Raw genomic sequence first — 22,852 nt, forward strand, 5'->3', positions numbered from 1 at the left:
TTAGATGGGGGCTTATGAAATTAATGACCAGTTATTAACAAATGAAGAGAAAAAAGAATTAACGATAAATAAAAATCAGCAAACGATTAGCAGAAAGAAAGAAGTGTTTCGTAAGTTTATATCGAATCCAATCGCAGTTTTAGGAACAGTGACGTTATTGCTAATTATTGTTTTCTCGCTTATTGGCGAAAGTTTAACTTCATTTACTGCGAGTGAACAAGTAAAAGAGGCAACAAATTTACCGCCGAGTAGTGAACATTGGTTTGGAACAGATGATCTAGGGAGAGATATTTGGGCACGTACTTGGGCTGGTGGGAAGATTTCACTAACAGTTGGATTAGTAGCAGCTGCCCTCGATATAGGGCTCGGTGTACTGATTGGTGGATTTAGTGGATATGTGAGAGGGCGTAATCGCCTTGGAACGTTAATTGATGAGTGGATTATAAGAGGAATTGAAGTATTATACGGCATCCCATATTTATTAATTGTTATTTTACTATTAATTGTTATGAAACCAGGTCTTTTCACCATTATTATCGCCCTTGCATTAACGGGATGGATTGGAATGGCTCGTCTCATTCGAGCACAAGTATTGTCTTTAAAACAACGAGAGTTTGTTATTGCAGCAGAGCGATTAGGTACATCACATATGAAAATTATATATGGGCATTTAATTCCGAATTTAACAGGGATTATTATCGTCAATTTATCATTTACAATTCCAGCAGCTATTTTTTCAGAATCATTTTTAAGCTTTATAGGACTTGGGGTACAATCACCAGCGGCAAGTTGGGGGACGATGACGAATGATGCACTCGGGACATTATTGAGCGGAGAATGGTGGCAGCTATTTTTCCCAGCAATCATGATTGCACTCATTATGTTCGCATTTAATGCAATTGGTGATGGTTTGCAAGATGCAATTGATCCAAAAATCGTCAAACGGAATCGAAAGGAGAAAAAACATGGGACAAATCTTATCTTTAGAAAACGTAACGTTAGCCGTTGAAAAAGAGAATAGTAAGCAAGCAATTGTGAAACATGTTTCCTTTTCTATTAACGAAGGTGAAATAGTTGCACTTGTAGGAGAAAGTGGTTCAGGAAAAAGTGTTACAGCACAATCCATTATCGGCTTGAATCAAGAATTAATTCATATCGATGATGGAAATGTATCTTTCCAATCAAAGGAATTAACGAATTTACAAGAATCAGAATGGAATCAAATTCGCGGAAAAGATATTTCCTTTATATTTCAAGATCCGCTTTCATCTTTAAACCCAACGATGAAGGTAGGCAAACAAATTACAGAAGTAATTTTGCAACATGGGAAAAAGTCGAAAAGAGAGGCAAAGGGAATTGCGATTAACTTGTTAACAGATTTAGGGATACATGAAGCAGAGAAACGCTTTGAACAGTACCCACATCAATTAAGCGGGGGGATGAGGCAACGTATTTGTTTAGCAATTGCGTTTGCTTGTCATCCAAAGCTTGTAATTGCAGACGAGCCGACAACAGCGTTAGATGTAACGATTCAGAAACAAATTATGGGGCTATTAAAAGAAAGAAAAGAAAAACAAAATACGAGTATTTTATTAATTACACATGATTTGGCACTTGTACGTGAGGTAGCTGATCGAGTAGTTGTTATGTACGGGGGACGTGTTGTTGAAAAAGGAACGATACAGGAGGTAATAGGTTCTCCTAAACATCCATATACGAAAAGCTTATTACAAGCAATTCCGAATATGGATGTTTCCGAAAAGGTATTACGTGCTATAGAAGGAACGACACCTTCCATTGAAACATTAAATAGCTTTGGTTGTCCTTTTGTAAATCGTTGTCCAGTAGCCATAAAAGAATGTATTCATCGTTTCCCAGAGAGAACAACGTATTCTAAGGAGCATAGTTCACATTGCTGGCAGCATGTTCTGGAGCATAATAAAGCGAAATCAAAAGAGAAGGTGAATGCCTCATGACGACAGATTTAATTACTGTAAAGCAAGTAACGAAAACATATGGAAGTAAAAGTAAAGAAATCACAGCGTTAAAAGATATATCACTTTCTATCCCGAAAGGAACAACACTTGGCATTATTGGTGAAAGTGGTTCAGGAAAAACAACACTTGGAAAGCTCATAGCAGGGATTGAGAGTCCAACGTTTGGTGAAATTGATTATAACGGTCAAGTTGTTCACATGCTGAAGTCAGCTCATAAGCGAGATTTTTTACAGAAAGTACAGTTCATTTTTCAAGATTCTACAGCTGCATTAAATCCGCGCTGGAAAATACGCGATAGCGTAACGGAGGGTTATATTTCATTCGGTTTAGGTGATAAAGGATTGAAGGATAAAGTAGCGGGTGATGCCCTGGAGCGTGTTGGATTAGATAGAAGATATATTGATCGATATCCGCATGAATTTAGCGGAGGACAACGTCAACGTATCGCTATTGCAAGAGCGTTATTGTGTGAGCCAGAAGTATTGATTCTTGATGAACCAATTTCAGCATTAGACGTTTCATTGCAAATTCAAATTGTACATCTGCTGCAAAAAATCCAAAAAGAACAAGGTTATACATATTTATTCATCGCTCACGATTTACCGATGGTTCACTATTTATGTGAAAAAGTAGCTGTCTTATACAAAGGAGAACTTGTTGAATTTGGAAATACGGACGAAGTATTCCGTAATCCACAACATTCTTATACAAAAACATTATTAGCATCAACACCAAAAATTTCAGGTTAAAGGAGAATGTAGGATGAAGAAGTTTTTACTGTTTGTCATTATGACTGTTTTAGCAATTACTTCTGTTGCTTGCGGTAAGAAAGAAACGCCAAAGGCGAGTGCTGGTAAGGGAGAAGGCGATCGATTAGTAACGAATATTAGTAGTGATCCATATACACTTGATTCTGCTATTGCAACAGATAGCACGTCAGGTTATATAATTGGGCAGTTGTTTTCAAGTTTATATACGCAAGATAGTGATGGGAAATATCAAAATGAATTAGCGGAGAAAGAAGAAGTAAATGCTGATGGAACTGAATATACAATTCATTTGAAGAAAGATATTAAATGGTCAGATGGTTCGCCTATTACAGCAAATGATTTTGAATTTGCATGGAAGCGATTATTAAATCCAAAAACGGGTTCTATGAATGCGACAGAAATGTATTTTATTAAAGGGGCAGAGGCGTATAATACTGGGAAAGGTGAAGAGGGGCAAGTTGGTATTCAAGTTGTTGATCCTCAAACATTAAAGGTAACCCTTGAACACCCAGTTGCTTCTATTAAACAAAAACTAGCAAGCTCACTATTTATTCCATTAGCTAAAAAGTCGATTGATGATAATAATAAATTAAAAACAGATCCAAAAGAGTTAATTACGAATGGGCCATTCACGTTAAAAGAGTGGAAGCATAACCAGGCTATTACAGTACAAAAAAATAAAGAATTCTATGATAAAAAGGTAACTCTAAAAGAAATTGAGTTTCGTATTATTCCAGACTCTAAAACAGCGTATCAATTATTTAAATCCAAAGAATTAGATTTACTAAGTGGTTTACCACAAGAGATGATCGAAAAAGAAAAAGGAAATAAAGAATATAAGCGTGTTGCAGGTTTCTCTTCGTATATTTATTCGTTTAACGTAGAAAAAGAGCCGTTTACAAATGCGAAGGTACGTAAAGCATTTTCATTAGCGGTTGATCGTAAATTTATCGTTGAAAAATTGTATAAAAATAATGCGCAAGAAGCATATGCATTCGTTCCAGAAGGAGCAAAAACACAAAGTGGCCGTGATTTCCGTAAAGAAAAAGGTGATTACGTTAAATTTGATCCAGCAGAAGCGAAAAAGTTATTAGAAGAAGGCATGAAAGAACAAGGCTGGTCTACATTACCTGAAGTAACATTAAAATTCACTACAGATACACAACATAAAAAAGTAGCAGAAGCAATGCAAGAAATGTTTAAGAAAAATCTTGGCGTAGATATTAAATTAGAAAATAAAGAGTGGAAGAGTTACATCGACACATACAAGCAAAGTGATTTCCAATTAGCTTATATGGGATGGGGCGGCTCTTTATTAGATCCAATTACTAAACTAGATTTATATGCAGGTGATGGTCCGAATAACTATGCAAAGTGGCATAATAAAGAATTTGACGCTTTAATAAAAGAAGCAAAAGTTGAACAAAACGAGGATAAGCGCTTTGAATTATTACATAAAGCGGAAGATATTATGTTTACAGATTCACCATTAATCCCAATTATTTTCCCAAGTGCCTCATATTTACAAAAATCATCAGTATCTGGTGTCCAATTCATTATTGGTTCTAGTCCAGAATTAAGATACGCAAAAATTAAAAAATAAAGAAGTAGGCAACCGCCTACTTCTTTATTTTATTTCTCTTTTGTATTCTTTTTTCGTTCCATCAGAGAAGACAACTTCTAAATCAAATTTTTGATAGTCTTTATCAAGTTTGAACACGTTCACTACTTGATCGATTACTTCTTGGTCAGCAGTATTTTTATCAAATTTTAATTCTTGTAAGAGTGGGCTTAATTTTGTGATAGCCTCGTCTCCTGTTAATTTTACATCTGCTTTATGATCTTCAATTTTTGCTTCCATTTTCTTATCAGCTGCTACATTTTTATAGTCTGCTTCGTAGTCTTTCTTTGTATCTTGGTAGTCTGCCTTTAAATCGAATTCATTGAAGTTTAGTTTTAAATCTGCAGGAGCCTCATTTTTTGCTTCTTCAGTCGTCTTTTTATTAGAAGTTGTGTCTTCTTTTGCAGGAGCTTTACATCCTGTTAATGCAGGTACTAGCATAAGAGCTAATAAAACTGATAGTAGAATTCTCATTATAAATTCCTCCTTATGTAAATTCGTTCTATACAAGTTTTTCCCAAAAACATGTAATTATGTATGTGTTGAAAATAAATTATTATTCTGTAGTTGCAAGGGCTAATCCGCAATTTAAATCAAAAAAGATTTGTATGTATATGGTAAATTGAAGTTGTGAGGAGGGGCTAAAATGCATGAAGAATATAAAGAGATAATAAAAAAATCAATTGAATATATAGAGAATCACTTACATGAGGAGCTTACAACAGAAAGAGTGGCATCTCACAGTGCAGTATCGATGTACCATTTTCATCGCATCTTTCAAAGATATGTTGGGATGAGTGTAACAGATTATATTCGAAAGAGAAGGTTAACTCATGCTGCGCAAGTTTTAGTGTCAACGGAGAGAGCTGTTATTGATATTGCAGTGCAATACGGTTTTTCCTCACAAGAGGCATTTACGAGAGCTTTTAAAAGAATGTTTCAATTGCCACCAAAGAAATATCGAAAGTACTTTCAGTCATTTTATATAGAAAGAGAGGGTGTTTCAATGCAAAAAGGTATACCGAAAGGATGGATCTTAAGTGGAAGTCATCCTGCTGAATATGAGATGGGTTTAGATTATGAAGTTGTCCATCAGGGGAAAGTATCTGCATACATAAAAGCAAAAGAGAATGTTACGCACGGAGGATTTTCAACATTAATGCAAATGTTCCGAGCGGATAAATATGTAGGAAAGAGATTACGTTTTACAGCATTTATTAAGAGTGAAAATGTAAGAGATTGGGCAGGATTGTGGATGCGAGTAGATGGAAAAGATACAGAACCGCTCGCTATGGATAATATGCAAAATCGCCCCATTAAAAATACGAATAACTGGCAATCGTACTCGGTTGTATTAGATATAAAAGAAGAAGCACTTGGTATTGCATTTGGTGTTTTATTATCAGGAGAAGGTTGTGTGTGGCTAGATAGTATTCGATTTGATGAAGTAGATGAAAAAATTCCTTCAACAGATTTGGCAGAGAACTTTTATGAAACACTTTTAGAAGAGCCGGTGAATCTACAATTTGAAGAAGTAGAAAAATAAAAAACAAGGAGAAAAGATATGCTCAAATATGTAAAACTAATAAGTATTAGTTTAGTAATATCGTCTTGTATTATGGGAGTTAATTATTTAGTTAGCTATCTTTGGTCAGGGCATATACCTTCTTTGACGTGGAGAACATATTTGATGTTTGTGTTTATATGTATGATGAGTTTTGGTTCAATGCAAAAAGAAGGAAAAGAGGATTATTGACAATAGTCTTCTTCGCCTTTCTTTCATTAACACAAATGGTTGTAACTGTTTTTGGAGATGCAGGTATGATTTTCAATATCATCTCACTATCGTTACAACTTGTAAGTTTGGGTGTAATTGTACCACATGAAATGCTTTCTAAAACATACCAAACAATCAGTGAATTATTTCCTGCAATATATGCAGGAAATGGCTATTATACAATAATATTTGGAGGAGTTAGTTTAGAAAGAAATATTATTTCATTATTAGTTATTGTATTGGTTATACAATTAGTAGCAGGTATGATTTTAGCTATAAAAGGAATGGCAAAGGGAAGAGGAAGCTCTGTAGTTAAAGTTGTATAAAAGTAAAAAGGTATCCTTCATGGGATACCTTTTACTTTTGTTACTTTGCAACTTCTGTCCACTTGTAGTTAAACTCACCACCGAAGTCAGTTGTTACAAGTCCTTTAATGAAAGAGCGTTGTAAGTAAGAACGACCTTGTTGGTATAAAGGAGCGACAGCGCCGTCTTGTAATAGAATTTTTTCAGCTTGCTTCATTGCTTCAAAGCGTGCTTTTTCATCGCCAGCTAAATCTGTTTTCACTTTATGAATTAGCTCATCGTACTCTTTGTTAGAGTATTTATCGAAGTTATAAGCACTATCTGTTGTAAATAGATCTAAGAATGTAATTGGATCAGCGAAGTCAGGGCCCCAGCCGTCAATACCAATTTCATAGTCACCACTTAATAGTAGTTTTAGCTGTTGTTTACGTGGTTGTGGTTTTAAATTCACTGTTAATCCGTCTAAGTTCTTTTCTAATTCACCTTTTAAATATTCACCAGTCTTTTTAGCTAAAGCATTGTCACTTGTTAATAGTTCGATTGTTACTTTGTCAGTACCAAGTTCTTGTTTTGCTTTTTTCCAGTTTTCTTTCGCTGTTTTCACATCATCCTTGACTAGATTTCCATTTTCTTTACGGAAGTCGTTGCCTTCTGGGCTCTTTGCGAATTTCGCAGGAACCATTCCTTCAGCTGGAACAGCGCCGTTATTTAAAATTGTTTCTACGTAAGCTTTTTTATTCATTGCGCCGTTAATAGCAAGGCGTGCATGTTGATTTTTTAATGTTTCATTTTTTTGATTTAATCGTAAGAATTGAATGCCGACTTCAGCGCGTTCCTTGAAGTTTGGATCGCTCTTATATTTATCAACAAACTCTGCAGTTAAAGCAACACGATCAATTTGTCCTGAATCATATAAGTTCACTTCTGTAGACTTATCTTTAACGACATTGAAGTTGATTTCTTCTAATTTTACCGTTTTAGCATCCCAATAGTTAGGGTTTTTCTTCAATTGGAAGCTTTGTTCATGTTTCCAGTTCTCTAATGTGAAAGCACCGTTGTAAATTAAATGATTTGTTTCCAAACCATATTTATCACCTTGAGATTTTAAGTACTCTTCATTAATTGGTAAGAATGTTGAGAATGTCGTTAAGCTTAAGAAGTAGGGAACAGGACGGTCTAGTTGCACTTCTAACGTTTTGTCATCAACAGCTTTGACCCCTAGTTGATCAATTGGCAATTGTTTTTGGTTTATTTGTTTCGCATTCTTTATATCGAAGAATAAGAATGCGTATTCAGCTGCTGTATCAGGATTTACGGCACGTTGCCAAGCGAAGGCAAAGTCCTTTGCTGTAACAGGAGTACCGTTTGACCATTTTGAATCACGCAGATGGAATGTATATTTTGTTTTATCGGGACTAATGTCAACCGACTCAGCGACACCAGGAACCGGTTTATTATCTTCTCCCATTGCATATAACCCTTCAAAAACATTGCGCATTACGTTCATGGATTCCCCATCCGTTGCTTTTGCAACATCCATTGTTGGAATTTCTGAAGCGAATGATAAGTTAATTGCCTGTTTATCAGGTGCTTTATCGTTTGCTTTCGCTCCGCTTGCATTATCCTTATTTCCCCCGCAAGCAGTTAGTAATAGACTTGCCCCTAAAACAGATGCAACAACAGGTATAACTTTTTTCTTCATTGTTCGTTCCTCCCTAAATGTGTTGTTCGTAACGTCATAATGTCCATGTCTTGAAGTAGCTATAGAAGGAGATAAAACCTATTATAAATATTTGTTTATAGGTAATCAGGTGTTCTATATGTATATACATGTTGATCTATAATCTATCGTTATATGTTTCAACGTAGTAGACATTATATTTTGATGGTGAAATATTTCGTTTCTTTGATTATTTAGAATATTAACACTGGAAAGAACTATATGTCAATAATAAAAATAGATTGTTAATTTCTTAGAATAATATATTGAAAAAGCGGATTTTCATGTGTGAGAGAACCTATTTTTAATATATTTTGCTAAAAAAACAATTGGTGTGGGCTAATAATAAGTGGGGATGAAGAAACCCCCACTTATTAAAGTTTCACTTTATTTTTCAATTTTTGCCCACTTGAAGTTTAATTGCCCTGCAAAGTCTACTTGCACAATTCCTTTCACATAAGAACGTTCTAAATAAGATTCGCCTTTTTGGTAAAGAGGAGCGATAACAGAGTCTTTAAATAATATTTTCTCGGATGCTAGTAATGCTTCCCAGCGAGCTTTTTCATCACCAGCTAAAGTTGTTTTCACTTTTGCTATTGTTTTATCGAATTCCTTATTAGAGTAATGATCTAAGTTATAAGGGTTATTCGTTGTAAATAGCTCAAGGAATGTAATTGGATCCGCAAAGTCAGGGCTCCAGCCATCAATTCCGATTTCGTAGTCACCTTTTAATAAAAGCGAAACTTGTTGCTTACGCGGTTGCGGTTTTATATTTACTGTTAATCCATCTAGATTCTTTTCTAGTTGTCCTTTTAAGAATTCACCAGTTTTCTTATCAAGGTCAGCATCACTCGTTAATAATTCTAATGTTATCTTTTCAGAACCAAGCTCTTGTTTAGCTTTTTTCCATAACTCTTGTGCAGATTTTGTATCAACTTTTGTTAAATCGCCATTTGCAGTACGGAAGTCTTTTCCTTCAGGTCCTTTTGCAAAGTTTTTTGGAACGAGACCAAATGTTGGTGTAGATCCATCATTTAATAACGTATTTACAAAGGATTTTCTATCAATTGTTTGATCAATTGCTTGGCGTGCAGAAACGTTTTGAAGCACTTTGTTTTGTTGATTCATACGTAAAAATTGTACGCCTACGTTTGGACGTTCTTTAAAGTTAGCATCCTTTTTATATTTATCGACGAAGTCAGATGTTAGTTTTATACGATCTAATTGTTTTGACTCGAATAAATTTACTTCTGTTGATTTTTCTTTTACGATGTTAAAATTGATTTCTTCTAGTTTGACAGTATCTTTATCCCAATAGGTAGGGTTTTTCTTGAATTTAAAGCTTTGTTCGTGCTTCCAATCGCTTAGTGTAAAAGCTCCGTTGTACAAGATTGTATTATCTTCTAAAGCGTACTTATCACCTTGTGCTTTAAAGAATTCCTCGTTAATTGGTAGAAATGTTGGGAACGCTGTTAAGCTAATAAAATACGGAACAGGACGCTCCAATTCTACCTCAAACGTATGGTCATCAACTGCTTTTACACCAAGTTGGTCGGCTGGAAGTTCTTTGTTGTTAATTTTTGTTGCGTTTTTAATATCAAAGAATAGAAATGCATATTCAGAGGCTGTTGCTGGATCTACGGCTCTTTGCCAAGCGAACACAAAATCTTTAGCTGTAACAGGAGTGCCGTTTGACCATTTTGAATCTCGCAAATGGAATGTGTATTTCGTTTTATCGCCACTTACTTCATGAGATTTTGCAACACCAGGAACAGGTTTGTTACCTTCACCAAGATTATACAAACCTTCAAATACGTTTCTCATTACTTGACCAGAATCAGTATCTGTAGCACGAGCCGTATCCATTGTTCGTATTTCAGTAGGTGAAGATAAGTTTAAAACCTGTTTACTAGGTGCCTCGTCTTTTGCATTTGCTCCGCTTGCTTCGTTTTTATAACTACCGCAACCAGTTAATAAAATACTTACTCCTACAACTGATGCAATACCGGGTACAAACTTCTTTTTCATTTGATTTTCCTCCTAAATAATTAAGTTTGGATGATGATGAGGGAAATGAAAAATAAAAAATCCCTCTTTTCATATTGAGAAAGAGGGATTTTTACGTACAAGTTATGCACCCGTATATAAACGAAGTCCCTCATTCTATCTTTCAAGCATAAAGCTTGCAGGAAGTGGCACAGTATTCAAAATGAACCTGTTGCCGAGGTTTCAAAGGGCCAGTCCCTCCACCTCTCTTGATACAATGAGTAAACGAATAAATTTTATTAATTTTTGTGTTTCTTTGATAATTCAAAATCTTACACCTTGAATAATGAAGTGTCAACTAAATGAAATATAGTTTAAATTTTCAGTTTTATTAAATGGAAAAATCACTGCATAGGGCAGTGGTTTTTCTACTAGAAGTTAAAGTTATCTGGATCTGGACCAACGCGACGATCTTCATTTAAAGCTTGAATTGCTTTCATATCATCAGCACTTAATTCAAAGTCGAAGATGTTTGCATTTTCAATAATGCGATGTTCTTTAATTGATTTGGGAATTGTTACAACTTCGTTTTGTAAATCCCAGCGTAAAATAATTTGCGCAGTTGATTTATTATATTTTGTCGCAATTTCTTGTAACGTTGGATTATCTAGTAGTTGTCCTTGCATTAATGGTGACCAAGCTTCAAGCTGAATATTATGTTCTTTACAGAATGCATGTAACTCTTCTTGTGCTAAACGTGGGTGGTATTCCACTTGGTTGACCATTGGCTTAATTTCAGCAATTTCAAATACGTCTTGTAAGTGGTGAATGTGGAAATTACTCACACCGATAGCGCGAACACGGCCATCTTTATAAAGTTTTTCTAATGCTTTCCATGATTCGGTATATTTCCCTTTTACAGGCCAATGTACTAAATATAAATCTAAATATTCTAGACCTAATTTCTCTAATGTAGTTTCAAATGCTTGAAGTGTTGTTTCATATCCTTGATCGCTATTCCATACTTTTGAGGTAATAAATAATTCTTCGCGTGAAACACCGGATTCACGAATCGCTTGTCCAACGCCTTCTTCATTTTGATAGATTGCTGCAGTATCGATGCTGCGGTAGCCATTTTTAATTGCTGCTTTTACAGAATCAATTACTTCTGAACCATCTTCTACTTTAAAAACACCTAAACCAAACCAAGGCATTTTTACACCGTTATGTAATGTTGTATAGTCTTTTAAACTTGTTAAAATCATATTATTTCCCCCTAGCTTTTTTGTTTGTTGCTTCTACTGCTTTTTGAATTGCCTCTGAAAAATTATATTCGTATAAAGTTTTGAGACCCTCAGCTGTGGAACCACCTGGCGTTGTTACTTGTTCGCGGAGGTTAGCTGGATTTTGCGTTTGTTCGAGCATAGAAGCAGAGCCAGAAATCATTTGAATGACAAGATGTTTTGCGGTTTCTTCATCGACTCCATAACTTTTTGTTGTTTCAATTAAGCTTTCAGCAAAGTAATAAAGGAAGGCTGGTGCACTTCCAGTAACTGCAGTAAGCTGATGAACTTCTTCCTCAGTACAAAGTTGCGAAGTACCAATACCTTTTAAAAGCAGTTGCAGGGTTTCTTGATGCATCTCATTTACTGATTGTCCCATTGTATATAAGGAGATAGATTTTCCAATTTCAGCAGCTGTATTAGGCATAATCCAAGCAACAGGCGTGCCCTTTGGGAGTCTAGCTTCTAAATAAGATGGTCCAATGCCAGCTGCGACTGTTACGACTAGTTGATTTGATATTAACGGAGATAGCTCAGCTAATAACTCTTCATGAGCAGAAGGTGGCATTGCTAAAACAACCGTATCAACAGATGTAACATGCTGTTTCCAATCTGTTGCAGTAGACACATTATATCGATGTTGTAACTGTTTTAGCTTTTCTACGTTGCTTCGATTAGAGACGATAATTTCTTCGATGTACTCTTTGCTTGTTTTAAGTAATCCGGAAAATATAGCTTCTGCCATACGACCGGCACCAATAAATAAAATTCGATGTTTAGTTAGCATATTCTTTATTCCTTTCTAGTAGAGATATGTTATAAAAACGATATCATCTTTAAGAGAATGTTGTAAAAAGAAAAGACTTACCGTAGATGGAATGGATAATGAGAAGGCGGAAATTCATGCTAATATTAACTGTTATTAATCTCTTTATATGTGTAGCTGGTTTGCTAGAGTGGAAGAGCAATTATAGGGGGCAAGAACATACAAATAATTATATCTAGAAAATAATTAGAATTGAAAAACCCCTGAAGCATATATGCTTCAGGGGTTTACTAATAGAATATAAGATTATGCTTTTGTCATACCAAGTAATACAGCGCCGCCGATAATTAAAACACTACCTAGTGCAATAAAGATCAATTGACGTTTTGTTTTCTTTTCACCTAAGAATACAATCGCACCGAATGTTGAGATAACGATTCCAGTTTGAGATAATGGGAAGCTTGTTGCTACTCCAACACGTGGTAATGAAAGAAGTAAGAATAAGTTTCCAGTTCCCCATAGTAAACCAGACAAAGCATTACGGATTGCATATTTGTTAAACGGTTTATGTTTAGACGTCAGTACAACCGCACCAACAAACATACCAACTGCTTGTGGTAAAATAGCAGACCAACCATCAATATTATACCAACGAATAATAATTACATATACAAGATAGCCGAAAGTAGAAACAATTAAAGTAAGAAGTCCTTTTTTCAATTGTCCAGGTGGCTGAGCATTTTCTTTATCATCTAATGATGTGAATACAACACCAACTACAATTAATAGGATTGCAATCGTTCCCAGAATGATCGTTGTAGTAGTAGTCCACTCACGGAAAGCGATAACCCCAAAGATAGAAGTTGCAACAAGTTGCATACCAGTAGAAATCGTTACAGTAGTTGAAACACCTAGTTTTTCAACTGTTTTTAATTGGTTTACTTGTCCTAAAGCCCAGAATAAACCTGAAATAAAACCAACAATTAAGATTGTCATTGTTAAAGCTGGTTGAGTAAATACATACATAATTGTTGCGAAGAATAGAGCACCGATTGTCATACCTACCGTTTGGCTATATGCACCACCGCCCATTTTTACGCTTACTAATAAGATGTTTCCCCATGCAATTGCAGGAAGAAGCGCTAATAAAATGTCCATTACAAGACTCCCTTCGGTTTGCTATACCAATATAGTTACATATCGTTCTAACGATCGGTAATGCCCCACTAATAGAGTAGAAGATTACCGATCGCTAAAACAGGATGAAGAATTCACAATATAAATGCGTTTTCATTTCTTCATTTTTTGAAACACCTCCATATAATAACAGGAAATTGCCTATTTTAGAAAGTGAATTCAAATAAAATGTATATTTAAATAAGATGTAAAATTCAGTTATTTCCCATTGGTATATTTTATTTCCTAAGAAATAAAGAAGCAGCTTCGACAAAAGCTGCTTTAAGAGTTAGTAATTCTTTTATTAATAAGTTGAATACATAGTAGAAATACGAGTGACATACCGATAGTAATAACTACAAGTGTCCAGGCGAGTTGCATATTACTTGCATCAATAGCCATGTAAATTGCAGTTGGGATTGTCTGTGTTTTACCAGGAATGTTCCCGGCAAACATGAGTGTAGCACCAAACTCACCGAGCGCGCGGACAAAGCTCAAAATCATCCCGCTTAGTAAGGCAGGAAATGCGAGTGGAAGTGTAACGTGCAGAAAAACTTGATATTCACTTGCGCCAAGGTCACGAGCACTTTCTTCAATTTGTACATTTGCGATAGAAAATCCCGTTTTCGCTGATTGGTACATAAGCGGAAATGCAACAACTGTAGAAGCGATAATCGCAGCAGTAGATGTGAACATAATAGACTGCTGAAATAATGATTCAACCCACTTTCCGATCGGGCTGTTGTTTCCAAAGATGATAATGAGAAAGAAGCCGATAACAGTTGGTGGAAGTACCATTGGTAATAAAAATATGGTTTCTAATAGTACTTTATATCGCCATGAGGAGCGAGCTAGTGCTCGCCCGACAATTGTCCCTAAAATTGTAACGAGAATAGTGGCGCACGCAGCTACTCTTAAAGATAGAAAGACAGGCGATAAAATAGCATCAATGCTCATAGTGATTACGACAGAACTGTAAATCCATATTTCTTAAAGATAGATTGTGCATCTTTTGACTGCAAATACTCATAAAATGAAGTCGCCTCTTTCTTATGTTTAGATTCCTTTATAACACCTAAAGGATAGTGGATTGGCTCATGAGAAGTAGCTGCTGCTGTCTCACCAATCTTTACTTTATCCGAAATGAGAGCATCTGTTTTGTATACGATGCCAGCATCGACATTCCCTGTTTCTACATATGTTAACACTTGGCGAACATCTTTTGTAAATACGACTTTATTTTGAACATCATTCCAAAGGTTTTCGTGTGTTAGAGAAGCCTTTGCATATTTGCCAGCAGGTACAGATTCAGGTGTACCAAGTGCAATTTTTTTGATTTTCTCATCTTTTAAATCTTGAAATTTTGTAAGTGAACTATCTTTAGGGATGACTAGAACTAGTTCATTTCCAAGAAGATTTTTCCCTTCTTTTTCACTAATGAATCCTTTTTTTACAAGGGTTTGGAATTTATCTTCTGCTGCAGAGAAGAATAAATCAGCAGGTGCACCTTGTTCAATTTGTTGTTGAAGTGCTCCAGAAGCACCGAAGTTAAAAGAAAGTTTGATATTTGGCTCTTTTTCTTTATATTGTTTTTCGATTTCTTTTAATGCATCTTGTAAGCTTGCAGCAGCTGAGATAGTCAGTTCAACTGTTTTATCCTCTTTAGCAGCTGACTTTGTATGCTTTTCCCCACTTGTACAAGCAGCACTAAATATAAGAAGGAAAGAAAGTATAAGTGCCCCGATGGAACGTAATGTAAATTTATTCATAAAAAAATCCCCTTTCGTTTTGATACATCTAATTATAACTAATTATATCTAAATATAACTAGTTATAATTGAATGTAATTTGAACATATATCTATTTTTAAAAAATAGGAGAAATATTCTTTTCTTTGTTACAATGAAAGGAGAAAGTGAGGAATCGTCTATGGATCATCATTCCTACACAACGGAAGAAGTAGCAAAGCGATTAAAAGTATCAAAATTAACTGTATACGACTTAATTAAAAAAGGAGAACTTCCTTCTTATAGAGTTGGTAGACAGATGCGCATTGATGCAGCAGATTTAGAACAATATATAAAGCAAATGAAAACAGGGAAAATACAAGGTACTCCTGTAAAGAGCGAAGATAGTAGAGGCTTGGATACATGTATTATTAGCGGACAAGAACTAACGTTAGATATGTTGGCAAAACGTATAGAAAATCGCCTGCCAAGTTCAAATATATTAAGGGCATATCAAGGTAGTTTAACGAGTTTAATAAAAATGTATCAAGGAGAAGGAAGTATCGTTAGTCTTCATTTGTTTGATGGAGAAACGGGTACATATAATGTTCCTTACGTAAAACGTATTTTAGTTGGACAACCATGTACTATGATTAATTTATTAGCAAGGAACGTTGGGTTTTATGTGCAAAAGGGAAATCCTAAAAATATAAAAACATGGGCCAATTTATCTCAATCATCTATACGATTTGTAAATCGAGAAAAAGGTTCTGGTATTAGGGTGTTAGTCGATGAACAATTGCGCATTCAAAAGTTAAATAAAGAACGTATTAGTGGATATGAATGGGAAGAATCGAATCATCTTGGTGTTGCCACGCAAGTTGCAAATGGAAAAGCTGATGTAGGAGTAGGTTCAGAAAAGTTTTCGCAAATTGTAAATGTGGACTTTATTCCAATCATGAAAGAACAGTATGATTTAGTAATTTTGAAGAATAAAGAAAATGAAGAGCTGATTGAAGTTGTGAAAGACATTCTGCAATCGGAAGAATTTCATAATGAATTAAATGCGATTGGCGGATATGATATTACGAAAACAGGTCAAATTGTATATGAAATAAAGTGAAACTTTAATCAGTGGGGGTCTTACTGCCCATTAAAGCGGGACAAACTAAAAAGCTGCTTGTCTATAAGACGAGCAGCTTTTTCTATATATAAAGGGGTTTGGGGAAACAAAGTGTTAAATAAGACCTTGAGCAAGTGTATAAATGAAAGCCGTAAGAAGAGTAGCTCCACTTGCAAGTCCGATAAAGTCTGATTTGTTGAAAGTAATGTTGTTCATTATAATCTCTCCTTATTTGTTTAATGTAGTTGCAACAGCTTTTGCATCGACAAGTGCGGATAGCACCATGCCCATTGTATTTAAAAATTTATTTGATTTCATATTGTTCATCATGCGTATCCGCTCCTTTTCGAGTTGTTGTTGCCCTGCTTATGTCTTAATTATAGGGAATATGGATACTTGCAACTATCGAATTAGCTTACGAAAGACTTACACTTTTGTAAGAAAAAAAGACATTCATGTAAGAATGTCTTTCACAGCATATTGATATGATGATGGTCTTCAATTGTTTTTAAAAAACTACGCATTGAATTCGTCATATAGCTATCTTTACGGCGTATGAAAACCGTTGAAATACTGCCGTATTTTTCAGGGATTGCATGACAATGTACCTTACCTGCTTTAGAAAGATGATGGACAGCAGACTGTGGTACGAGTGTAATTCCGAGACCGAGTGCAACACTGTTTAATATTGTCTCTAATATATTGAATTCCATAATTCTTTTTGGTAGCAAACCTTCATCTTTAAGCCAACGTTCTAGTTTGGAGCGGTATCCACATCCTTGGTTAAAAACGAGTAGAGGCGTTGTTGTAAATTCTTCTATATGAAAGGCTTTATTTTGTGTTATAAGCATTAATTTCTCTGTACTAACATCGTATTGTTCGATTAGTGGATGTTTAATAGGACCTGATATAAAGGCGCCATCTAATTGATGATCAAGTACTTCTCTAATTAATTCTTCTGTTAGACCTGCTTGTAATGATAAATCGACATTCGGATAACTTTTATAGTAAGAAGATAAAATGGTAGGCAGTGTACTTACTGTTTCGACTGTACCGATTTTTAATATACCAGAAGGTGTTTCGCTATCTAAAAATACTTGTTTTAGTTCGTCGACATCTTGCAAAATTTTACTAACATAAACGAGCATTTTTCTTCCTTCAGCTGTTAAAGTCATTCCTCGTTTATGGCGGTAAAAGAGTGGGGTTTTTAATTCGTTTTCTAGTTGTTTAATACGTGCAGTTACATTTGATTGTACATAATTTAATTCCTTTGCTGCGCTACTTACACTACCCTGATCGGCAACGCTTTTAAAGATTTGTAAGTCTCGTAATTCCATTTTGTAATCCCCCTTGATGTTAACTATCATTATAAATGATAGTTAACATCATTTTGAATCATTTTACGTGATATATTTTTTCTTTTACAATTCTCTTTGTGCAAATAGAAAGAAACGGGGGATTGCGGTGAGAAGAGGTCAAATGATAATAGGGGCTTTGGCGTGTTTAATTGCGAGTATGTCATGGGGAGCGATGTTTCCAGTTGCTGATCATGCGCTAGAATACATAGATCCATTTTATTTTTCGCTTATTCGCTATGGAGCAGTGGCGATAATGCTGATTGTATTGTTGTTAGTGAAAGAAGGAAAACAGGCATTTTGTTTAGAGGGAAGAGGAAAGTTACTCGTCTTTTTTGGAACGATGGCATTTACAGTATATAATGTCCTCATATTTTTAGGGCAAATGTTAATGGGTAAGTCGGGTGTAATGGTAGCTTCCATTATGGAAGCACTTATGCCGATGATTTCTATTTGTATTTTATGGGGATATAAGCATATAAAACCGAAGAAGTATATGATAACGAGTATGGTTATTGCTTTTGTAGGAGCTGTGTTTGTTATTACAAAAGGTGACATGAGTTTCTTTGTAACATTGAAAGATAATATGTTCCCATTAGCATTTATATTTATTGGTGTTGTAGGGTGGGTTATTTATACGATGGGTGGTCAAACTTGTAGTGATTGGTCAACATTACGTTATTCTACGTTGACGTGTGTATTCGGTACGACTGTTACAGCGATTATAACGGTAATTATTACGTCGCTTGGATATATTTCAGTTCCGAGTATGGGAACGATTTCTATTGTGAAATATGATTTGTTATTTATGATGACATTGCCAGGTATTGTAGCGCTACTTGCTTGGAACTATGGTGTGAAAATTTTATCATCCATTAATGGGATTTTATTTATTAATTTTGTACCAATTACGACTTTAGCTATTATGATGATGCAAGGGTATCAAATCACAATGTTTGATATTATAGGGACTGTACTTGTTATTGCAGCGCTTATTCGCAATAACGTTTGTCAGAGAAAAGAAGAAAATATAAATAAGAGAGTTTTACAAGAAGAACAATTACGTCAAGCTGTTTAATAGGCAAATGGAGGATTTCACATGTTAGAAAGTTTATTGTTTTTCTTCGCCGTCGGAGTTGCCTGTGAGCTTGCAGCAATTAATCGAAATGGTCGTAAAAAGATAAAACAACAAGCTGAGCTAATACAGCTTTTAAAAGAATTGAAAGAAAGAAAAAATTAAAAAGACGACCGGGCATAGACGGTCGTCTTTTTCTATATAAAGGGGAAAGGGGACACAAGGTTATACAAGCATAGCAGCGTAAATAAAAGCAGTAAGAAGAAGAGAGCCGCTAGCTAATCCTAAAAAGTCTAATTTGTTAAAAGTGATGTTATTCATAATGAGTTCTCCTTACTTGTTTAATGTAGAAGCAACAGCTTTTGCGTCGAAAAGAGCTGATAATATCATGCCCATTGTATGTAAGAAATTGTTCATTTTCATATTGTTCATCATATCAATCGACTCCTTTTCGAATAGTTGTTGCCCTGTTTCTGACTTAATTGTATGAAATATAGTGAGAAGTAACTATCGAATTAGCTTACAAGAAAATTACACTTTTGTAAGAATTGAAATTTAACAATTCATACTTAATTTTATTACCAACTCCTAAAACTTAGTGTTATAATCGTTATAAGAATATGATTATACTTCGGATGTTTAGAAAGGAACGAAACCAATGTATAAACCAATTACATTTTTGTTGAAATATATATTTAAAACAGCTGGGAAAGTAGAAGTGCAAGGAAGAGAAAAGTTACCGGAAGGTGGTCCGTATGTTGTTGCGTGTACACATACAAGTTTTATGGATGTATTAATGTTAGCTACAGGGATGTACCCAACTCAAATTCATTACATGGCAAAAAAAGAATTATTTGAAGGGAAATTCAAAAATTGGTTCTTTAAAAATGTAAATGCATTCCCTGTAGATCGCGCGAATCCGGGACCAAGTACACTTAAAATTCCATCACGTTTATTAAAAGAAGGAAAGGTAGTAGGGATTTTTCCGAGTGGAACGAGATCAGCGGAAGATGTTTCATTAAAAGCGGGTGCTGTGACAATTGCGATGCGTTCTAATGTACCTTTAGTGCCGGCAGCTTATGTTGGTCCATCAAGTGTAAAAGAATTAATAAAGGGGAAAAAGGCACAATTGATTTTTGGAGATCCGATTCAAATTGAGGCTGGAGAACAAATAGATCGAAAAACTGCTATGAAAATGATGACAGATCAATTAAATGAGAAGTTTGAGGAGTTAAAAGAAGCTTTGCAATCAAATCAAAAATAAGAAAAGACGACCGGGCATAGACGGTCGTCTTTTTCTATATAAAGGGGAAAGGGGACACAAAGTTATACAAGCGTAGCGGCGTAAATAAAAGCAGTAAGAAGAATCGAGCCACTAGCTAGTCCTAAAAAATCTAATTTGTTAAAAGTGATGTTATTCATAATACATTCTCCTTACTTGTTTAATGTAGAAGCAACAGCTTTTGCGTCGATAAGAGCGGAAAATACCATGCCCATTGTATGTAAGAAATTGTTCGTTTTTATTTTGTTCATCATATTAATCCGCTCCTTTTCGAATAGTTGTTACCTTGTTTCTGACTTAATTGTATGAAATGTTGCGGAAAGTCACTATCGAATTAGCTTACAGAAAAATTACACTTTTGTAAGAGAAACGAATGAAGGTGTAATGATAAGAAGATTTGACATATGTTCATGGGATTCATTAAGTTAAAGATAGAGGTGAGTGTATGACTAATATTAAAGATATCGCAAAGATGGCGGGAGTTTCAGTTACGACTGTTTCGAGAGTGTTGAATGATCACCCATATGTAAGTGAAGAAAAAAGAAAAGCGGTTATAGAGATAGTTGAGAAATTGAATTACTCGCAAAACGCAAATGCTGTTCATTTATCAAAAGGGAAGACGAATATTGTTGGTGTAATTCTACCTTACATTAATCACCCGAGCTTTGATGCAATGGTAGGGGGAATGATGGAGGGAGCGTTAACTCATAATTACAGGGTGCTACTTTGCCAAACGAATTATAATAAAAAAGAAGAAATGAAAAGTTTACATATGTTAAAAACAAAACAATTGGATGGTCTTATTATTTGTTCACGTGCAAATGATTGGGAAACGATAGAACCGTATGCTTCTTACGGCACAATAATTGCTTGTGAAGATAATAATGATATTTCAAACATCTCAAGTGTATATACGAATCATTCAGCGGCCTTTCAATTAGGAATGGATTATTTGATTGAGAAAGGTTATAAAAAAATTGGTTATTGTACGGGAAGAAAATTAGGGCCGAGTAGTCAAAAGCGTTTTGATGTTTATAAACAGCAATTGCAATCTATAGACGAAGAGGTTAATGAAGAATGGATTTTTACAGAATGTTTTACACTAGAAGATGGTGTGAAAGTGGCTCATAAGTTAAAAGAGATGCAGGATCTTCCTGAAGCATTAATAGTAGCAGGCGATGAAGTTGCGATTGGGGTTATGACAGAGGTTGAAAAATTAGGGATTCAAGTTCCTGAGGATTTAGCGATTATTGGCTTTGATAATCAACCTATCTCGCAAGTGTTACAATTGACAACTATTGATCAAAATTTAAAGGAGATAGGGAAAACTGCTTTTGAAATGTTGCATAGAAAAGTGAATGAAGAGAGTTCTGAACAAGAAAAGCTGGAAATTCCATACGAACTTGTGGAACGCTCTACAGTTTAATTTTAACCCGTTATGTGTATAATCGCATAACGGATTATTTTTTTGAAATACCTTTGACAGGAAACGCGTTTCATACTTTATAAAGGAGTTAAACCGGTTTGTAACAATCCATGGATTCTTTTCAAGAATAGTATTTGGAGGGATATGCATGAATGAACTTTTATTAAGTGTGAACAAGTATATAGAGGATAACGAAAAAATGTTAGCCTTTGTAGTAGGGATCTTTGAGAAGGATAATTTTATGTTATGTTACCAACATGGAATTTTTGTTGCCACTACTAGACGTCTCCTTTTTTACGGGAAATTTCCGTACTATCCTTCAACATTTAAAGAGTACCCATATTTGCATATAGATAGCATAGATTTTCATTCGTACTTTGAGTTTACTTATAATCATGAAACGGTTAGAGCTAAGCATATTCAGAAAGGGAATGTGGAGCGATTTGTCCATGTAGTTAGAGCAAATATGAATAATTAATCAACCCTCTGTTTAAACATAATATTTCAATTTTTAAGAGGGAAAATGCGGAATAAAAACCACTTCTAAACCTCTAGGAGATAGTGATACAATGTCAAATGGGGGGAGGGTATGAACTATGGTTAATCAACGTATAAAGGAAATAACACTAATTACAATTGGTTCATTATTATTCGCAATTGGTATTAATTACTTTGCAATTCCAAACCGTTTATCGGAAGGTGGAATTATTGGTTTAACGGTTGTTACGTACTACTTATTTGATTGGTCACCAGGGATTGTGAATTTTGCTATAAATGCAATTTTACTAGCTATTGGTTATAAATTTTTTGATAAGAAAACAATGATTTATACAATTTTAGGGATTGTAGAAACATCTTTGTTTTTATACGTTACAGAACATATTGAGTATCATGTAAATAGTGATACATTATTAGCAGCTTTATTTGCTGGTTTATTTGTGGGTATTGGATTAGGCTGTATGTTCAAAGCCGGAGGTACATCGGGAGGATCAGCAATCTTAGCTCAGTTAGCAAATCAATATTTAGGTTGGAGTGTAGGTAAAGGTGTACTAATTATTGATATTGTTGTAATTGCTGGTTCTGTATTTATAATAGGGCAAGAAAAGGCAATGTATACACTTGTAGCTGTGTTCATTGGAGCGAAGGTGATTGATTTCATTGTAGAAGGAATGGACACAAAAACGGCTGTTACGATTATTTCGAATCAACCAGACTTAATTCGTGAAGCTATTACGAAAAATATGACACGCGGTGTTACTGTATTAGAAGGGCGCGGCGGATATACTGGTAAAAATAAAGAAGTTTTATATGTTGTTATTAATAAACAAGAGCTTGTTAAGTTAAAACAAGTTATTAGTCGGGTAGATGAAGATTCTTTCGTTGTTATACATGATGTACGTGATGTACTTGGCGGTGGCTTTAAAGCAAGCTAAAAGGTGAACGAGCAAATTCGTTCACCTTTT

Annotated in this window: 26 protein-coding genes and 1 riboswitch; of the genes, 14 read left to right on the forward strand and 12 right to left on the reverse strand. The window is 34.9% G+C overall.

Annotated elements, in window-relative coordinates; all coding sequences use genetic code 11:
* The first annotated feature begins 4 nt into the window (after positions 1-4).
* The 4 genes from NST90_RS01010 to NST90_RS01025 are packed head-to-tail and all read left to right on the forward strand — an operon-like array spanning position 5 to position 4,370.
* Entirely contained in the window at positions 5-1,009 is a 1,005-nt protein-coding gene (locus NST90_RS01010) for an ABC transporter permease (protein ID WP_000501529.1), read from the forward strand.
* On the forward strand, positions 966-1,976 hold the full coding sequence (locus tag NST90_RS01015) for an ABC transporter ATP-binding protein (RefSeq protein ID WP_000529797.1): 1,011 nt from the start codon (positions 966-968) through the stop codon (positions 1,974-1,976). Before NST90_RS01010 ends, NST90_RS01015 begins: the two co-directional genes overlap by 44 nt.
* Positions 1,973-2,746, forward strand: a complete 774-nt coding sequence (locus NST90_RS01020; protein WP_000205679.1) for an ATP-binding cassette domain-containing protein — start codon at positions 1,973-1,975, stop codon at positions 2,744-2,746. The genes NST90_RS01015 and NST90_RS01020 overlap by 4 nt, the downstream gene beginning before the upstream one ends.
* A 13-nt stretch (positions 2,747-2,759) precedes the next feature.
* Positions 2,760-4,370: a peptide ABC transporter substrate-binding protein gene (locus tag NST90_RS01025; RefSeq protein WP_000714099.1), complete on the forward strand. Its 1,611-nt coding sequence runs from the start codon at positions 2,760-2,762 to the stop codon at positions 4,368-4,370.
* A 24-nt stretch (positions 4,371-4,394) separates the two neighbouring features.
* Here the strand turns inward: NST90_RS01025 and NST90_RS01030 are convergent, their stop codons facing one another.
* A complete protein-coding gene (locus NST90_RS01030) occupies positions 4,395-4,862 on the reverse strand; it encodes a YusW family protein (protein WP_001221553.1) in 468 nt (155 codons plus the stop codon).
* Between the two features lie 172 nt (positions 4,863-5,034).
* Between NST90_RS01030 and NST90_RS01035 the strand changes: the two genes are divergently transcribed.
* The 3 genes from NST90_RS01035 to NST90_RS01045 are packed head-to-tail and all read left to right on the forward strand — an operon-like array spanning position 5,035 to position 6,491.
* Positions 5,035-5,934 (forward strand): AraC family transcriptional regulator, encoded by a 900-nt coding sequence (locus NST90_RS01035; protein ID WP_000544203.1) that lies wholly within the window; start codon positions 5,035-5,037, stop codon positions 5,932-5,934.
* A gap of 18 nt (positions 5,935-5,952) precedes the next feature.
* Positions 5,953-6,144: a hypothetical protein gene (locus NST90_RS01040; protein ID WP_000922552.1), complete on the forward strand. Its 192-nt coding sequence runs from the start codon at positions 5,953-5,955 to the stop codon at positions 6,142-6,144.
* The gene (locus tag NST90_RS01045) at positions 6,141-6,491 is read left to right on the forward strand and encodes a hypothetical protein (RefSeq protein WP_000156942.1); all 351 of its coding nucleotides are present in this window, start codon (positions 6,141-6,143) and stop codon (positions 6,489-6,491) included. The genes NST90_RS01040 and NST90_RS01045 overlap by 4 nt, the downstream gene beginning before the upstream one ends.
* Positions 6,492-6,531: 40 nt before the next feature.
* Here the strand turns inward: NST90_RS01045 and NST90_RS01050 are convergent, their stop codons facing one another.
* The 7 genes from NST90_RS01050 to modA form a co-directional block, all read right to left on the reverse strand.
* The gene (locus tag NST90_RS01050) at positions 6,532-8,172 is read right to left on the reverse strand and encodes a peptide ABC transporter substrate-binding protein (RefSeq protein WP_000730942.1); all 1,641 of its coding nucleotides are present in this window, start codon (positions 8,170-8,172) and stop codon (positions 6,532-6,534) included.
* Positions 8,173-8,577: 405 nt separating this feature from the next.
* Positions 8,578-10,218: a peptide ABC transporter substrate-binding protein gene (locus NST90_RS01055; protein ID WP_044307081.1), complete on the reverse strand. Its 1,641-nt coding sequence runs from the start codon at positions 10,216-10,218 to the stop codon at positions 8,578-8,580.
* Positions 10,219-10,350: 132 nt separating this feature from the next.
* Positions 10,351-10,455, reverse strand: a riboswitch (SAM riboswitch).
* 152 nt (positions 10,456-10,607) lie between these two features.
* Positions 10,608-11,441 (reverse strand): aldo/keto reductase, encoded by an 834-nt coding sequence (locus NST90_RS01060; RefSeq protein WP_000604196.1) that lies wholly within the window; start codon positions 11,439-11,441, stop codon positions 10,608-10,610.
* Position 11,442: 1 nt separating this feature from the next.
* On the reverse strand, positions 11,443-12,246 hold the full coding sequence (gene proC, locus NST90_RS01065) for a pyrroline-5-carboxylate reductase (RefSeq protein ID WP_000956278.1): 804 nt from the start codon (positions 12,244-12,246) through the stop codon (positions 11,443-11,445).
* 285 nt (positions 12,247-12,531) lie between these two features.
* The gene (locus tag NST90_RS01070) at positions 12,532-13,383 is read right to left on the reverse strand and encodes a GRP family sugar transporter (protein WP_000353544.1); all 852 of its coding nucleotides are present in this window, start codon (positions 13,381-13,383) and stop codon (positions 12,532-12,534) included.
* Positions 13,384-13,683: 300 nt separating this feature from the next.
* Complete coding sequence (gene modB, locus NST90_RS01075) at positions 13,684-14,358, reverse strand: molybdate ABC transporter permease subunit (protein ID WP_000020526.1); 675 nt, start codon at positions 14,356-14,358, stop codon at positions 13,684-13,686.
* A 5-nt stretch (positions 14,359-14,363) separates the two neighbouring features.
* Positions 14,364-15,170, reverse strand: a complete 807-nt coding sequence (modA, locus tag NST90_RS01080) for a molybdate ABC transporter substrate-binding protein (RefSeq protein WP_001032229.1) — start codon at positions 15,168-15,170, stop codon at positions 14,364-14,366.
* A gap of 133 nt (positions 15,171-15,303) precedes the next feature.
* Between modA and NST90_RS01085 the strand changes: the two genes are divergently transcribed.
* Positions 15,304-16,251 (forward strand): substrate-binding domain-containing protein, encoded by a 948-nt coding sequence (locus tag NST90_RS01085; protein WP_074619113.1) that lies wholly within the window; start codon positions 15,304-15,306, stop codon positions 16,249-16,251.
* A 114-nt stretch (positions 16,252-16,365) separates the two neighbouring features.
* Here the strand turns inward: NST90_RS01085 and NST90_RS01090 are convergent, their stop codons facing one another.
* Both NST90_RS01090 and NST90_RS01095 read right to left on the reverse strand, forming a co-directional pair.
* Positions 16,366-16,467 carry a DUF3948 family protein gene (locus tag NST90_RS01090; protein ID WP_001060017.1) on the reverse strand — a complete coding sequence of 34 codons (102 nt, stop codon included), beginning with the start codon at positions 16,465-16,467 and terminating at the stop codon, positions 16,366-16,368.
* A gap of 254 nt (positions 16,468-16,721) precedes the next feature.
* Positions 16,722-17,588: a LysR family transcriptional regulator gene (locus NST90_RS01095; protein WP_000423031.1), complete on the reverse strand. Its 867-nt coding sequence runs from the start codon at positions 17,586-17,588 to the stop codon at positions 16,722-16,724.
* Between the two features lie 127 nt (positions 17,589-17,715).
* Between NST90_RS01095 and NST90_RS01100 the strand changes: the two genes are divergently transcribed.
* Both NST90_RS01100 and NST90_RS01105 read left to right on the forward strand, forming a co-directional pair.
* Positions 17,716-18,684, forward strand: a complete 969-nt coding sequence (locus tag NST90_RS01100) for a DMT family transporter (protein ID WP_002180311.1) — start codon at positions 17,716-17,718, stop codon at positions 18,682-18,684.
* Positions 18,685-18,705: 21 nt separating this feature from the next.
* A complete protein-coding gene (locus tag NST90_RS01105; protein WP_000894065.1) occupies positions 18,706-18,846 on the forward strand; it encodes a YrzO family protein in 141 nt (46 codons plus the stop codon).
* Positions 18,847-18,906: 60 nt separating this feature from the next.
* On the opposite strand, the gene NST90_RS01110 is transcribed toward NST90_RS01105, so the two are convergent.
* Complete coding sequence (locus tag NST90_RS01110) at positions 18,907-19,002, reverse strand: DUF3948 family protein (protein WP_064774791.1); 96 nt, start codon at positions 19,000-19,002, stop codon at positions 18,907-18,909.
* 337 nt (positions 19,003-19,339) lie between these two features.
* Here NST90_RS01110 and NST90_RS01115 point away from each other — a divergent pair, with 337 nt between their 5' ends.
* Positions 19,340-19,945, forward strand: coding sequence for a lysophospholipid acyltransferase family protein (locus NST90_RS01115; protein ID WP_000277778.1), 606 nt, complete (start codon positions 19,340-19,342; stop codon positions 19,943-19,945).
* 62 nt (positions 19,946-20,007) lie between these two features.
* On the opposite strand, the gene NST90_RS01120 is transcribed toward NST90_RS01115, so the two are convergent.
* Complete coding sequence (locus NST90_RS01120) at positions 20,008-20,103, reverse strand: DUF3948 family protein (protein ID WP_001059999.1); 96 nt, start codon at positions 20,101-20,103, stop codon at positions 20,008-20,010.
* 305 nt (positions 20,104-20,408) lie between these two features.
* Between NST90_RS01120 and NST90_RS01125 the strand changes: the two genes are divergently transcribed.
* From NST90_RS01125 to NST90_RS01135, 3 genes are all read left to right on the forward strand, one after another.
* Positions 20,409-21,389, forward strand: a complete 981-nt coding sequence (locus NST90_RS01125) for a LacI family DNA-binding transcriptional regulator (RefSeq protein WP_006919721.1) — start codon at positions 20,409-20,411, stop codon at positions 21,387-21,389.
* A 148-nt stretch (positions 21,390-21,537) separates the two neighbouring features.
* Positions 21,538-21,867, forward strand: a complete 330-nt coding sequence (locus NST90_RS01130; protein ID WP_001004230.1) for a PH domain-containing protein — start codon at positions 21,538-21,540, stop codon at positions 21,865-21,867.
* A gap of 118 nt (positions 21,868-21,985) precedes the next feature.
* A complete protein-coding gene (locus NST90_RS01135; protein WP_000248038.1) occupies positions 21,986-22,822 on the forward strand; it encodes a YitT family protein in 837 nt (278 codons plus the stop codon).
* Positions 22,823-22,852: the final 30 nt, after the last annotated feature.

It is taken from the genome of Bacillus sp. FSL E2-8900, from assembly GCF_037966225.1.
GTDB classification, from domain to species: Bacteria; Bacillota; Bacilli; order Bacillales; family Bacillaceae_G; genus Bacillus_A; species Bacillus_A cereus.

Excerpts from the sequence above, each read along its gene's own strand:
- NST90_RS01010 (WP_000501529.1), top strand. The coding sequence starts at position 5 with ATGGGGGCTTATGAAATTAATGACCAGTTATTAACAAATGAAGAGAAA.
- NST90_RS01015 (WP_000529797.1), top strand. The coding sequence starts at position 966 with ATGGGACAAATCTTATCTTTAGAAAACGTAACGTTAGCCGTTGAAAAA.
- NST90_RS01020 (WP_000205679.1), top strand. The coding sequence starts at position 1,973 with ATGACGACAGATTTAATTACTGTAAAGCAAGTAACGAAAACATATGGA.
- NST90_RS01025 (WP_000714099.1), top strand. The coding sequence starts at position 2,760 with ATGAAGAAGTTTTTACTGTTTGTCATTATGACTGTTTTAGCAATTACT.
- NST90_RS01030 (WP_001221553.1), bottom strand. The coding sequence starts at position 4,862 with ATGAGAATTCTACTATCAGTTTTATTAGCTCTTATGCTAGTACCTGCA.
- NST90_RS01035 (WP_000544203.1), top strand. The coding sequence starts at position 5,035 with ATGCATGAAGAATATAAAGAGATAATAAAAAAATCAATTGAATATATA.
- NST90_RS01040 (WP_000922552.1), top strand. The coding sequence starts at position 5,953 with ATGCTCAAATATGTAAAACTAATAAGTATTAGTTTAGTAATATCGTCT.
- NST90_RS01050 (WP_000730942.1), bottom strand. The coding sequence starts at position 8,172 with ATGAAGAAAAAAGTTATACCTGTTGTTGCATCTGTTTTAGGGGCAAGT.
- NST90_RS01055 (WP_044307081.1), bottom strand. The coding sequence starts at position 10,218 with ATGAAAAAGAAGTTTGTACCCGGTATTGCATCAGTTGTAGGAGTAAGT.
- NST90_RS01060 (WP_000604196.1), bottom strand. The coding sequence starts at position 11,441 with ATGATTTTAACAAGTTTAAAAGACTATACAACATTACATAACGGTGTA.
- proC (WP_000956278.1), bottom strand. The coding sequence starts at position 12,246 with ATGCTAACTAAACATCGAATTTTATTTATTGGTGCCGGTCGTATGGCA.
- NST90_RS01070 (WP_000353544.1), bottom strand. The coding sequence starts at position 13,383 with ATGGACATTTTATTAGCGCTTCTTCCTGCAATTGCATGGGGAAACATC.
- modB (WP_000020526.1), bottom strand. The coding sequence starts at position 14,358 with ATGAGCATTGATGCTATTTTATCGCCTGTCTTTCTATCTTTAAGAGTA.
- modA (WP_001032229.1), bottom strand. The coding sequence starts at position 15,170 with ATGAATAAATTTACATTACGTTCCATCGGGGCACTTATACTTTCTTTC.
- NST90_RS01085 (WP_074619113.1), top strand. The coding sequence starts at position 15,304 with ATGAAAGGAGAAAGTGAGGAATCGTCTATGGATCATCATTCCTACACA.
- NST90_RS01090 (WP_001060017.1), bottom strand. The coding sequence starts at position 16,467 with ATGAACAACATTACTTTCAACAAATCAGACTTTATCGGACTTGCAAGT.
- NST90_RS01095 (WP_000423031.1), bottom strand. The coding sequence starts at position 17,588 with ATGGAATTACGAGACTTACAAATCTTTAAAAGCGTTGCCGATCAGGGT.
- NST90_RS01105 (WP_000894065.1), top strand. The coding sequence starts at position 18,706 with ATGTTAGAAAGTTTATTGTTTTTCTTCGCCGTCGGAGTTGCCTGTGAG.
- NST90_RS01110 (WP_064774791.1), bottom strand. The coding sequence starts at position 19,002 with ATGAATAACATCACTTTTAACAAATTAGACTTTTTAGGATTAGCTAGC.
- NST90_RS01115 (WP_000277778.1), top strand. The coding sequence starts at position 19,340 with ATGTATAAACCAATTACATTTTTGTTGAAATATATATTTAAAACAGCT.
- NST90_RS01120 (WP_001059999.1), bottom strand. The coding sequence starts at position 20,103 with ATGAATAACATCACTTTTAACAAATTAGATTTTTTAGGACTAGCTAGT.
- NST90_RS01125 (WP_006919721.1), top strand. The coding sequence starts at position 20,409 with ATGACTAATATTAAAGATATCGCAAAGATGGCGGGAGTTTCAGTTACG.
- NST90_RS01130 (WP_001004230.1), top strand. The coding sequence starts at position 21,538 with ATGAATGAACTTTTATTAAGTGTGAACAAGTATATAGAGGATAACGAA.
- NST90_RS01135 (WP_000248038.1), top strand. The coding sequence starts at position 21,986 with ATGGTTAATCAACGTATAAAGGAAATAACACTAATTACAATTGGTTCA.